Source organism: Ferruginibacter paludis (assembly GCF_030409685.1).
Lineage (GTDB): Bacteria > Bacteroidota > Bacteroidia > Chitinophagales > Chitinophagaceae > Ferruginibacter > Ferruginibacter paludis.
In genome coordinates, this window is record NZ_JAUFQJ010000007.1 from 345,273 (window position 1) to 358,658 (window position 13,386).

At 43.5% G+C, this 13,386-nt stretch carries 9 protein-coding genes; all 9 read left to right on the top strand.

The annotated features are described in order from the left end of the window. Nucleotides 1–85: 85 nt before the first annotated feature. The 9 genes from QWZ08_RS14880 (at nt 86) to coaD (ending at nt 13,386) form a co-directional block, all read left to right on the top strand. Complete coding sequence (locus QWZ08_RS14880) at nt 86–6,043, top strand: Ig-like domain-containing protein (RefSeq protein ID WP_290338248.1); 5,958 nt, start codon at nt 86–88, stop codon at nt 6,041–6,043. A 103-nt stretch (nt 6,044–6,146) separates the two neighbouring features. Beyond that, a protein-coding gene (gene prfB / locus QWZ08_RS14885; protein WP_435387612.1) for a peptide chain release factor 2 occupies nt 6,147–7,242 on the top strand; the annotation gives its coding sequence in 2 pieces (ribosomal slippage) (nt 6,147–6,194 and nt 6,196–7,242; 1,095 coding nt in all). A 106-nt stretch (nt 7,243–7,348) separates the two neighbouring features. After that, nucleotides 7,349–7,879: a hypothetical protein gene (locus tag QWZ08_RS14890; protein ID WP_290338250.1), complete on the top strand. Its 531-nt coding sequence runs from the start codon at nt 7,349–7,351 to the stop codon at nt 7,877–7,879. Nucleotides 7,880–8,027: 148 nt separating this feature from the next. Next, nucleotides 8,028–9,662: an L-glutamate gamma-semialdehyde dehydrogenase gene (gene pruA / locus QWZ08_RS14895; protein ID WP_290338251.1), complete on the top strand. Its 1,635-nt coding sequence runs from the start codon at nt 8,028–8,030 to the stop codon at nt 9,660–9,662. A 202-nt stretch (nt 9,663–9,864) separates the two neighbouring features. Continuing rightward, entirely contained in the window at nt 9,865–10,455 is a 591-nt protein-coding gene (locus QWZ08_RS14900) for a porin family protein (RefSeq protein WP_290338252.1), read from the top strand. Nucleotides 10,456–10,605: 150 nt separating this feature from the next. Then, on the top strand, nt 10,606–11,070 hold the full coding sequence (locus QWZ08_RS14905) for an isoamylase early set domain-containing protein (RefSeq protein ID WP_290338253.1): 465 nt from the start codon (nt 10,606–10,608) through the stop codon (nt 11,068–11,070). Nucleotides 11,071–11,206: 136 nt separating this feature from the next. Continuing rightward, nucleotides 11,207–11,716 carry a bifunctional pyr operon transcriptional regulator/uracil phosphoribosyltransferase PyrR gene (gene pyrR / locus QWZ08_RS14910; RefSeq protein ID WP_290338254.1) on the top strand — a complete coding sequence of 170 codons (510 nt, stop codon included), beginning with the start codon at nt 11,207–11,209 and terminating at the stop codon, nt 11,714–11,716. Nucleotides 11,717–11,826: 110 nt separating this feature from the next. Further along, on the top strand, nt 11,827–12,765 hold the full coding sequence (locus QWZ08_RS14915; protein ID WP_290338255.1) for an aspartate carbamoyltransferase catalytic subunit: 939 nt from the start codon (nt 11,827–11,829) through the stop codon (nt 12,763–12,765). A gap of 147 nt (nt 12,766–12,912) precedes the next feature. Continuing rightward, entirely contained in the window at nt 12,913–13,386 is a 474-nt protein-coding gene (gene coaD / locus QWZ08_RS14920; RefSeq protein WP_290338256.1) for a pantetheine-phosphate adenylyltransferase, read from the top strand.

Consider the following 13,386-nt stretch of genomic DNA (forward strand, 5'->3'; position numbering starts at 1 on the left):
GCAGTTTTACCTGGGTATTTAATTGAAAACAAGCTCATCAGGTAGGCGCCCCGAAAAGCGGTCCTTATAACTGATATCCAATTTCATGAAATTCCTCCTTCACTGCTTATTTTTATTGAGCTTTTCTGTGATGGCAAAAGCGCAATGCCCCGTTATTAATGCGGCCATGGTAAATGCGTGCGGAGCCAGCGAGGGAAAAAATGAGTTCGTATTATTTACCACTACAGTTCCGGCTTTTGCGGGAAATTATACATTTTACTATGGTACCAATAGTGTACCCTCTACAGGATTGCCGGTAAATATTTTATCCGGCGGAAATGCAATTGTGCCAACCGGTACGGGCAGCATTACTTCAGTTAATGGTTGTACAATTATAAACGTAACATCGCCTGTTACTATCATCCCGGCCGGTAGTATGGTGTTGTTCATTCCTGCCGATTTTGACGTTAACTACGATGTAAGTTCCATTTGTGCCTCCGGCAATTTATACGTTGTTTATATCGATGGTGCTGCGGCTCCATCAACCTGGAATGCAGCCGGTGTATTGCCTGATATGCCTTTAGTTACGGCTTATCTTGAGGTAAGAAACAGCGCAGTTTCTTGTCCGGGAGCAATTGTAAGTTATGCTAATGGTTGGGCTGTAAATGCATCCGGTAATACAGTATGGTGGGATGCAGCCGGTGTGCCCACTTATGGCAATAATGGCTGTGCAGTAATCGCTCCGCCCGTCACCATCAATAATATTGCAGTTGCGCCAGTTTGTGAAGGTAGTAATGCTACTACTGCCAGCTTTACAGCAACCGGAGGCCCGGATCAATATAATTTAACCTGGGATGCTGCAGCACAGGCCGCAGGATTTGTTGATGTTTTAAATGCTTCATTACCTGCTTCGCCTTTTACTATAACCGTTCCTGTAAACGCGGCAGCCACAACCTATACCGCCAGTTTAACGGCTATAAATTCTGTTACCGGAGGAAGCAGTAATGCGCAAGCTATTACCTTAACAATTACCACTGCCACCACCACGCCGTTGTTTAGCCCTGTTGCACCTTTTTGCAAAATGACAGTGGCTCCGTTGCTACCTGCTATTTCAACTAACGGTATACCCGGTACCTGGAGTCCGGCCGTAATAAGCAATACTGTATCGGCTACTTACAGCTTTACACCGGCTGCAGGCTATTGCGCAACGGCAGCTACATTACCAGTAACTATATTGCCATTACCGGCAGCAACAATATCCGGCACTACCAGCATCTGTTCCGGCACCGGATCTAACATAACTTTTAATGGAACACCCAATGCCTCTGTTACCTACAATATAAACGGCGGGAGCAATCAGACAGTTACTTTAGATGCTTTGGGGACTGGTACTGTGGCGACTGGAAATTTATCTTCCACAACTACCTATAACTTGATTAGTGCAGCTTCTGCAACCTGCTCCGCATCACAAAGCGGGTCAGCAATTGTAACAGTGCAGCCTTTACCTGTGGCGTCTGTATCCGGCACGGCCACCATTTGTTCAGGAACAGGTACCAACATAATTTTTAATGGAACACCTAATGCCACCGTTACTTACAATATAAACGGCGGCAGTAATCAAACGACTATTTTAAGTGCAGCAGGAACCAGTACGGTGGCTACGGGGAATTTATCTGCAACAACCACATATAACTTAGTTCGTGCAGCTTCTGCAACCTGTTCTGTATCACAGAGCGGATCAGTAATTGTAACTGTACTACCACTGTTAACCGCATCCATCAATTCGGCAACAGTCTCGGTTTGCTCTGGAACAGGTACCAACATTTTGTTTAATGGTACATCCAATGCGACCATTACATATACCATTAACGGGGGGGCAAATCAAACAGTGGTATTAGATGCAGCAGGAACTGCGGTGTTAGCCTCCGGCAATTTGTCGGCAGCAGCAACCTACACGTTGATCAGTATTTCCAGCCCAGGTCCGCCTGCCTGCGTGCGGTCCTTAACTGGTTCGGTTACTATTTCCGTAAATGCATTGCCAACGGCAGGTGTAAGCGGAACAGCTACCATTTGCGAGGCCAGCAGTACATCTATTACCTTTACCGGAACACCTAATGCAATAATAACCTATAACATTAATGGTGGTGCAAATCAGACGGTTCAGGAAAATACTGCCGGCAGTGCGGTAGTAAACACCGGAATACTGCTTTCAGCAGCAACTTATAGTTTGATCAGTGTGACCAATACAGGTGCAAATACCTGCTCACAGCCGGTGAGTGGTTCAGCAATTATTTCATTAAGTCCTTTGCCAACGGCCGTCATAAGCGGCACAACTACCATTTGTTCAGGTACAGGCAGCAATGTTAATTTTAATGGTACACCCAATGCTACTGTTACTTATAAAGTAAACGGTGGCGCAAACCAGGTAGTGGTATTGAATGCTGGCGGGTCGGCAACCGTTGCTACCGGAAACATCACGGCTACGGCAAACTATCAGCTGGTAAGTGTCAGGTCAGCAACCAGTCCGGCTTGTACGGTTCCTTTAGCCACTTCGGCCATCATAACTGTAAATGCTTTACCTATCGTAAACATCAGCGGCAATATTTCAATCTGCAACGGCTTGTCCTCAAATATCAGCTTTAAGGGTACGCCCAATACAAATGCAACCTACACAACTGACGGTATTAACAACCAAACGGTACCACTGGATGCTACCGGTGCCGCCAGCATCAATACAGGGGCTTTATTTACTAACCAAACTTTTAGCCTTGTAAGTGTTGAATATGCATCATTGCCCACCTGTACTCAAAGTGCAAGTGGTGCTGCCACTGTAATAGTTTTCCCTGTAACGCCACCGCCGGCTGTAAATTCCCCGGTGATTTATTGCGAGAACGAAAAAGCGATACCATTGACTGCTACCGGAAGTAATTTATTATGGTATACAATACCAGCCGGGGGACCAGGTGCTGCCGCAGCACCCTTACCAGCTACAACGCCGGCTGGCAGTACAGATTATTATGTAACCCAAACACTCAATGGCTGTGAAAGCCAACGTTCGGGTATTTCCGTTGTAATAAATCCAACGCCTGTGGCTCCCTCAGTGTCATTGGGTTCATTGTACCGCTGTGGTCCCGGCCCCACAACAATCAAGGCCACAGCTCCCGGAATGGTCAAATTTTATGGAGATTCTGCCCTTACAAATTATTTATATACGGGTATTGCCTATAATGCTGTAGTTTCGGCTACCACAACGTTTTACATCACCAGTACCGAAAACAATTGTATCAGTCCCATTGTCCCGGTAACGGTGTTGGTTTTTCCTATGGTCACTCAAATCACAGGGTTTAGCTATAGTCCGTCTACGGTATGCCAGGGTAGTCCCAGCCAGGTGCCGTTACCTGTGGCGGGTTTTACGCCAGGTGGTGTTTATTCAGCGCCTTCCGGTTTATCTATCCACAGCATAACGGGTGTGGTTAATCCTGCTGCCAGTACCCCTGGTACCTACACTGTTAAATATGTTTTGGGTGCGGCGCTTTGCACACCGGCTTCAAGCAGTACAGCTACTATAACCATTACTAAAAACCCAACGCCTGTTACCTCGTTTTCGTATGCTTCCCCGGTGTGCAGCAGCGCATCCAATCCTTCACCTGTTCCGGGAGCTGGTTTTACGCCAGGAGGCGTTTACAGTGCACCTGCCGGCGTAACCGTGAACGCAACTACCGGGGTAATCGATCTTACTTCAAGCATTGCAGGCACTTATATAATTACCTATAGGCTTGCAGCTACAGCTTGTACTAACTTGTCTGTGAGCACAGCCACTATTACCATTACCACACCCACGTCACCCACGGTTGGTACAATGGCCAAGCGGTGCGGAAGTGGTAACGTTATACTGGACGCAAGTGGTACCGGCACTATTAAGTGGTATGCCGATGCAGCCCTTACAAAACTTTTATTTACCGGAACATCCTATTCTACGGCTGTTACTGCTACAACTAATTTTTACCTTACCAACACTGTTTCTGGTTGTGTGAGTGCTACAACAATAGCTACTGCTACTGTAGTGCCGGTGACTGCACAGGTAACGGCGTTTACCTATAACCCTGCTGTAGTATGTGCCGGAAACACGCTGGTAGCGCCAGTTCCTGCGCCAGCCTTTGCATCCGGCGGTGTGTATTCAGCGCCCGCGGGTATATCAATTGACAGTATTACCGGCGTAGTTAATCCTTCTTCCAGCATTCCCGCAACCTATTTGATTAAATATACTTTACCAGCTTCGGCCTGTGCCTTAACCTCAAGTAGTAGCACCAGCATTACCATTAGTAAAACGGTACCGACAGTAACCACTTTTACATATCCTACCCCGGTTTGCATTACCTCGCCTAATCCTTCTCCAGTTACGGCGACTGGCTTTACACAGGGAGGTGTATTCAGTTCTTCTGCGGGGCTGGCTATCAATGCAACAACAGGTATTATTGATATTGCCGCCAGCACGCCTGCAACCTATACAGTTACGTATGCGGTTGCACAAACGGCTTGTGGGGCAGGTGGTACCAGTTCTACCGACATTACCATCACCAGTTCTTCCGCAGCCCCGGTCACAACTGACAACCAGCGTTGTGGCAGCGGTTTAGTAACTGTCAATGCAACAGGTAATGGCACCATCACGTGGTATGCTGATGCGGCACTTTCTACACTATTGTTTACAGGCCCTTCTTACAGTCCCAATATTAGCACTACTACCAATTTTTATGTCACCAATACTGTGGGAAACTGCGTTAGCACAGCCAGCGTAGCAAAAGCTACTGTAAATGCAATTACCAACCAGGTAACAGCCTTTAGCTATAGTCCATCCATCGTGTGTGCAGCCATTGCACCTCCTGTTCCTGTACGTGCAGCAGGTTTTGCCACCGGGGGTATATTTTCCGCTGCCGCAGGTTTAGTGGTTGACAGCAGTACGGGTATGATTGATATTGCGGCAAGCACCCCCGGCACATACACAGTAAAATATACATTGCCAGCTGCCGTGTGTGCCTTTACAAACAGTAGTACTGCTACCATAACCGTATTGGGCAACAATGCTCCGCTCACCTCATTTTCTTACGCCACTCCTGTATGTATCAATGGAAAAAATCCAACCCCGGTTATTCCGACGGGCTTTACTACAGGAGGAGTTTTTTCTTCCCCCAGCGGCTTAACCGTTAATGCTGTAACCGGAGTAATAGACCTGACAAAAAGCAAAGGAGGGACTTACTCGGTAACCTACACCGTATTGCCTACCCCATGTACACCAGGCAGTAGCAGTAAGGCAGATATCTTCATTAACAGTGCACCGCTGCCACCGGTAGCTACAGGTGGCCAGCGTTGTGGCAATGGGGTGGTAAATTTAAAAGCCACCGGCTCAGGAATCTTAAATTGGTATGATGCGGCGGATCTCATAAGTCCGGCAGCTTCCGGAGCAAATTATAATCCAAGTATCACTAGTACAACCACTTACTATGTTACAGCTTTTGACGGGAATTGTACCAGCGCAGTTACACCGGTATCTGCAATAAAATTTCCAGTGCCTGCGAAGCCTTCATTTGGTAAGTATTCCGGCATTTGCGCGGGTGATAACCTGCTTATCAGTCCTGGTAGTTACGACCATTATCTTTGGCAGGACAATTCAACGGCCTCAGGCTTCATTGTAAAAGCGCCAGGTATTTATTCAGTAGTAGTAACGACGGCCGATGGCTGTTCAGATAGCGCATCCATTACAATTGAGCTTTCTCACAATTGTGATGACATTTTGTTCCCCACCGCCTTCAGCCCCAATAATGACGGCTTGAACGATCAGTTTGGTCCTTTGCCGCTGCGCAACCTGAGTTTGCTGAAAAATTATTCGCTGCGGATTTATAACAGGTATGGCCAGGTAGTTTTCAGCAGTACCAATCCATTCGAGAAATGGGACGGATCCTTCCGCGGTCAACCGGCCGATACCGGCAGCTATATGTGGCGGGCTGAATATATTTACAATAACGGCAGTGCCCTAAAAAAGGAAGGTGCGATAACAATTGTACATTGATACGTTCATTCGCCCGTTGCCGTTTGCTGTAAAGGTAGATTGCAAACAAATTATTCACTTCCATACTATTTGCCTGTTTAAAAATATCCCTTAAATTTGCAGCATGACAACAGAAAATTTGAAGGATATGAGAGACCGTGTGCTGGTCTTGAGGAGGTTTCTTTGACGTCGCTAACCGACAATATAAAATAGATAAAGACAAAGAACTTTCACTTTCGCCGGGGTTTTGGGATGACAATGCCCGTGCAACTTCCATCTTAAAAGAAACAAAAGTTAATGAGTATTGGGTAAACATGTACAACGATGTGGTACAGTTGACCGAAGACTTTGCCGTGCTGTTTGATTTTTGGAAAGAAGGAGAAGCTACCGAGGAAGAAGTAAAAGAAGCTTATACGAAAGCCAACACGGCCATTGATGAAGCCGAGTTTAAAAGTACATTGAACGAGCCAACTGACGCACTGCCGGCACTGTTGCAAATAAACAGTGGTGCAGGCGGTACCGAAAGCCAGGATTGGGCAGAAATGCTCGCCCGCATGTACCGTATGTACGGCGAAAAACAAGGCTGGACTGTGACAGAGCTGGATTGGCAATGGGGGGATGGCGCGGGGATTAAAACCTGCACGTTCCAGTTTGACGGTCCTTTTGCATATGGGTTTTTAAAAGCAGAAAGTGGTGTGCACCGCCTGGTGCGCATTAGTCCGTTTGACAGCAATGCCCGCCGGCATACCAGCTTTGCAAGTGTATATGTATATCCCCTTATAGACGACAGTATTGAAATAACAGTAAACCCGGCCGATGTGGAATGGGCATTTTTCAGAAGTGGTGGCAGCGGCGGACAGAATGTAAACAAAGTAGAAACAGCAGTGCGGTTAACACATAAGCCAAGTGGATTTATTGTTGAATGTCAGCAGGCCCGTACTCAGGGTGAAAACCGGGAAAAGGCGATGGCGATGTTAAAAAGCCGGTTGTACGAAGAAGAAATGCGCAAGCGCCAGGCGGCACTGGATGCCACCAATAGCAGCAAAAAGAAAATAGAGTGGGGCAGCCAGATACGTAGTTATGTTTTTCATCCCTATAAGATGATTAAAGACCATCGAACCGATTATGAAGTGGGTAATGTTGGGCCTGTGATGGATGGGGAACTGGATGGATTTATTAAAGCTTATCTGATGAGCGAAAAAGAAGTGGAAAGTTCATAGTTATTCATTCGCAAAGTGGGAGTACATAAAGCATTAAAATTTCCATGTTTTTCCCAATGCATTTATGTATTTGTTTTATCTTTCTTTTAGATATTTAAAAACCAGCATGAAAAAATACATTGCACTTATTACTATTACCGCTATTTTGTTGATGTGCTGTCAGCAGCCTTCCAAAGAAAACGCAATTGCAAAACCTGGTGCAAAGGAAATCGTTGAACTGGCAGTAGACAGTGAACTGATGAAGGTAAGTGAACTTTCGCCTGCTGAATTAAAAGATGATTCGGTTTTTTCCGATGGAAGCGTTCCTGCAAGCTGGAAAACTGCCCGCGTTACCGATGTTAAAGGTTTGAAATTATTCATCAAACAATTACAACAATGGGTAATTACCAACGACAGGGAAATGCTGGCATCCGCGGTTAAGTATCCTTTGGATGATGCTATTAAAACGAGGGAAAGCCTGATAGTAAATTTTGACGGCGTTTTTACAAAAGCCGTAAAATTATCTTTGGCCACTACCAATTTTAACCAGCTTTTCAGAAGTGAGCGGGGCGTTATGCTGGATGGTGGTAAAATATGGGTTGCTCAAAAAGGAGACAATTTCAAGATAATCAGCATTAATTACGAGGCTCAGAAATAACACTCCTGCCAGACAGGTATTACCTTTGTTCGTTTATAACCTGTCCCTTTTGAGATAATCAACGGCAGCTCACTATGTGAAAGAAACTCTTTTGCAACTTTGCAACACTTCAACTTTGCAACACTTTTTAAAACACTAAAAAATTTATATGCAATACGGAGATTTTTTTTACCCGATGCCGGCGAATGAACCGGTTCTTAATTATGCACCGGGCTCACCGGAAAAACTGGCTCTAAAAAAAGTATTGAAACAATTAAAAAGTGAAGTAGCAGATGTACCCCTTTACATTGGCGGTGAAGAAGTCCGGACAGGCAAAAAAACTTCTATACGCCCGCCGCATGAACATAAACACCTGCTTGGTAATTTTCATAATGGTGATGCCATTCATGTAAAAAAAGCGATTGATGCCGCATTAAATGCAAAGGAAAAATGGGCTGGTATGCCCTGGGAAAACAGGGCCAACATTTTTTTAAAAGCAGCCGACTTACTGGCCACAAAATACCGGGCGTTGATAGTGGCAACTACCATGCTGGGACAAAGTAAAAATCCTTACCAGGCAGAAATTGATGCGGCCTGCGAACTAATAGATTTCTTAAGATTTAACGTTCATTTTTTAAGTGACATTTATCGCCAGCAACCCGTTAGTGGAGCAGGTATGAATAATAGAATGGAATATCGTCCGCTCGAAGGATTTGTGCTGGCTGTTTCGCCATTTAATTTTACTGCCATTGGGGGGAATTTACCCACCAGTGCTGCGATGTGTGGTAACGTAGTGGTATGGAAACCGGCGCATACACAATTATACAGCGCCCAGGTTATTATGCGGGTCTTAAAAGAAGCTGGTTTACCCGATGGGGTAATCAACCTTGTAATTGTGGACGGGCCGGTGTTGGGCGAAGTATGTTTTGAGCATCCTGATTTTGCAGGTGTACACTTTACGGGCAGTACCGGAGTGTTCAATCATTTTTGGAAAACAATTGGAGCCAATATGGGCAAGTATAAATCTTATCCCCGCATAGTTGGTGAAACCGGCGGAAAGGATTTTGTTATTGCGCATAGTTCTGCAGACCCCGATGTTGTGGTAACTGCGCTTGCGAGAGGCGCTTTTGAATACCAGGGGCAAAAATGCAGTGCTGCTTCCCGGGCATACATTCCATCCAATATTGCAATTGAAGTGAAGAAAAAACTGGTGGCCATGTTAAAAACCATGAAGATGGGTTCAACAGAGGACTTTACTAATTTTATCAATGCAGTGATCGACGAAAAAAGTTTTGATAAGCTTGAGATGTATATCAAAGCAGCCAAGAAAAAAGGAAGCGGCGTTAAAATAATCGCAGGCGGTAATTGTGATAAATCAAAAGGTTATTTTATAGAACCAACCGTGATAGAAACGACAGACCCGAAATATGTAACCATGTGTGAAGAATTGTTTGGGCCGGTGTTAACGTTATATGTGTATGACGAAAATAAATATGAAGAGACGCTGGCCCTGGTAGATTCCACTTCGCCCTATGCACTTACCGGAGCTATCATTGCACAGGACAGGTATGCGGTTGATTTAGCAGTTAATCATTTACGCAATTGCGCAGGCAATTTTTATATCAATGATAAACCAACAGGTGCAGTTGTCGGTCAGCAACCATTTGGCGGGGCAAGGGGGAGTGGTACCAACGATAAGGCCGGCAGTATTCTAAATTTGTACCGGTGGTTGAGTGCACGAACAATTAAAGAAACCTTTGTACCAGTAACTGATTATAAATATCCTTTTATGCTGGAAAAATAAAAAGATGGGATTATTTTAAAACGGGCCGCTTCTATAAAGGAAGCGGCTTTTTTGTGTAACGGCTTTAAACACATTGAGGAATCATTTCCTCATAAAACGATTTTAAAACAGAATCCATTTGCAAACAACCCTTTGTAAGTGATAATTTTTGAGTGGCATGTAATTTGGCTAAGTCGATTATTATTAATCAAAATCACAGAAAATGAAAAAGTTATTGTTTGTATTAACCCTTATACCGGGTTCATTATTGTTAAAGGCACAAGTCCATATCGAGCCTGGGATAAAAGGAGGGTTAAACGTGGCAACACTTAGTACAGGTTCTTCCAACTCAAATATAGATCCCCGCATATCTGCGAACCTGGGTGTATTGGCACACATTCATTTGTCACCAGAATTTGCAGTTCAGCCGGAATTACTTTTTTCCGGACAGGGTGCAAAGCAAACAATTTCAAACGTTGAATACAAGACCAACCTGAATTATCTGCAGTTGCCTATATTATTGCAGTACATGATAGGAACTGGCTTTAGAATTGAAACCGGTCCACAGTTTGGCGCATTGGTAAGCGCAAAACAAAAAGCGGGCAGTGTGAGTACTGATGTTAAAGATGGCTACAAAAAGTTGGATGCTGGCTGGGTATTCGGAGCAGGTTACTTAACAAGCAGTGGATTTGGTATCGATGCGAGATACAATCTCGGGTTGAGCAAAATCAATGATAACAATGCAGCGAAAGTGGCTAACCGCGTTTTTTCTGCTGGTATATTTTACCAGTTTAAAGCAATGCATCACCATTAATTTGATTTGATGTTAATATGTGTAAAACTTATTATAATGCCAAGGGTTACCAAAATACTCTTTTTGTATTAAGCAGTAATCTAACATGTATTAAGTACACTTCAGTTGACTAAATTTGTCGCTGTAGTGTTTAACCAAACAAAACAAAATATGGCTAAGAAAGTAACCTTCACATTGTCTGCAGAAGTAGTAGGAGAAGCAACTTCAGGACTTTTAATGGGAGAATTTAACAACTGGAATTACAACGACGGCATCAGCTTAAAAAAGCAAAAAGATGGCTCTATGACAGCCACTGCTTCGCTTGAACCGGGTAAAAGATATGAGTACCGGTATTTATTAAATGACGGTCGTTGGGTAAATGATCACAGTGCAGATCATTACGTACATATTTCTGGTTTGCACGTAGATAATTGTGTAATAACTGTACCTGACGAAGCAAAAGAAGCTAAAAAAGCTGCAGTGAAAGCTCCAAAAGAAAAGGCGGCTCCATCAGCTGAAAAGGCAAAAGTACCTGCAAAGAAAACTGCTCCTGCGAAGGAAAAAGGTGTTGTAGTTAAAACGGCGGCTCCAAAGGCCAAAACAACAAAGGCAAAACCAACAGATAACAAAGCCTGAGGGTAACGATAATTGTAAAACTCGCGTGCGTTTAATAATTTATCTGTTGAACAATTTTATAATTTAAAGGTCCCTGTTTTACGGGGACTTTTTTTATAAGTCAATAACCAATAAATTCGCCCTATAATTTTTTATTTTGATAACGATCTTAGATAAACAACAATTACACCTTACTATCTTACGACTGTCCAACCAGTTAATGGAGAATCATCAGCATTTAAACGAACTGGTTTTTATTGGTTTGCAGCCACGTGGCGTGCAGGTAAGTAAAATGGTGGTGGATAATATACAACGCTTATACCCGGGAGAAAAAGTAGCCTATGGAATTTTAGACATTACTTTTTACCGTGATGATATCCGCCAGGAATTGCACGTTGCCAATAAAACAGAAATTCCCTTTTCAATTGAAGGAAAGAAAGTGATTTTGATTGATGATGTTTTGTACACCGGCAGAACTATCAGGGCTGCATTGGATGCCCTGCAGGATTTTGGTCGTCCGCAAAAGGTAGAATTATGTGTGTTGGTTGACAGGAGATTCAACCGGGAATTGCCTATACAACCCGATTATTTTGGAAAAGCAATTGATACCGTTTTTTCTCAAAAGGTAAAAGTAGAGTGGGATAAAGAGCAGGTTATCTTGTATTGATAAACATCACGCAGAAAGGTGAGGATTTTACTGCTTCATCAAAAATATTCAACAAAATTTCTGCAGCTTACTTCCTGTAATTCAAACAAATCTATTAGCTTTGACGCTTAATGCAACTATCTACCAAACATCTATTGGGCATTAAAGACCTTACGCCAGAAGACATTTCCCTTATTTTATCCACTGCAGCACAGTTTAAAGAGGTTTTACAGAGACCTGTAAAAAAAGTTCCTTCCTTAAGGGATATAACTATCGTAAATCTTTTTTACGAAAGCAGTACCCGCACCAGGATTTCTTTTGAACTGGCAGAAAAAAGGCTGAGTGCCGATACCATTAATTTTACTGCTTCTGGCTCATCCGTATCAAAGGGAGAGACACTGCTGGATACTGTAAATAATATTTTAAGTATGAAGGTGGATATGGTGGTAATGCGTCATAGCGCCAGCGGAGCTCCTCACTTTTTAGCCAAACATATACCAGCCGCCATCGTAAATGCTGGTGACGGAATCAATGAACATCCCACCCAGGCATTGCTGGATGCATTTTCTATTAAAGACAAACTCGGTACACTGGAAGGAAAAAAAATTGTGCTGGTAGGTGACATTATGCATTCGCGGGTAGCATTAAGCAATATTTATCTTTTAAAGAAAATGGGCGCCGAGGTAATGGTTGCCGGTCCGCCTACATTAATACCAAAATACATTGCTGAAGCATTAAAGGTGAAAGTAGAATACAATCTTAAAAAAGCACTGGCCTGGTGCGATGTCGCCAATGTGTTGCGTATACAACTGGAAAGGCAAAACCAGGTATTGTTTTCCTCCCTTAGAGAATACAACCTGGCATATGGTGTCAGCAAAAAATTACTCGATGAGTTACCAAAAGAAATTGTGATTATGCACCCTGGCCCGATTAACCGGGGCGTGGAAATTGACAGCGATGTAGCAGACAGTAAACAATCTATCATTTTGCAACAGGTAGAAAATGGCGTTGCTGTGAGAATGGCAGTATTGTATTTACTTTCACCCAAAAGCAGTGCTTTGATTAATTGATCTTTTATCCGGCTTAAAAGTATTTTTTATTTTAATTATCTTTCGCTAAAATTATACAGGCACATAATAGTTGACTGGCCTTTGCGGCCATAATAATCGGGCTGTCGTGTTAACCAATTGTCATTAAATAATTATTTTTATCAAACTATGCAACGCATTTGTCTCTTCCCCGGAACCTTCGATCCTGTTACCCTGGGCCATATTGATATTATTAACCGGGCTATTCCTTTATTCGACAAAGTGATTGTGGGCATTGGCCGCAACGTGAACAAGGTGCCGATGTTTAGTGAGGAACAAAGATTGCAATGGGTAAAGGATATCTATAAAAATCAGTCGACGGTAGACGCAGTGGTTTATGATGGTTTAACAGTGAATTGCTGTAAGATGGTTGGGGCCAATTTTATCCTTAGGGGCATTCGTTATGTAAATGATTTTGAATACGAAAAAGCGATTGCCGATATGAACCGTAGCCTGGACGGGCACATTGAAACAGTTTTTCTTACCTGTCTTCCGCAGTTTACCTCGGTAGCCTCTACATTGGTACGGGATGTGTACAAAAATGGAGGAGATGTATCTCAATTTTTACCTGAAGAAGTCAATTCTACAATAGCAAAAAAATAA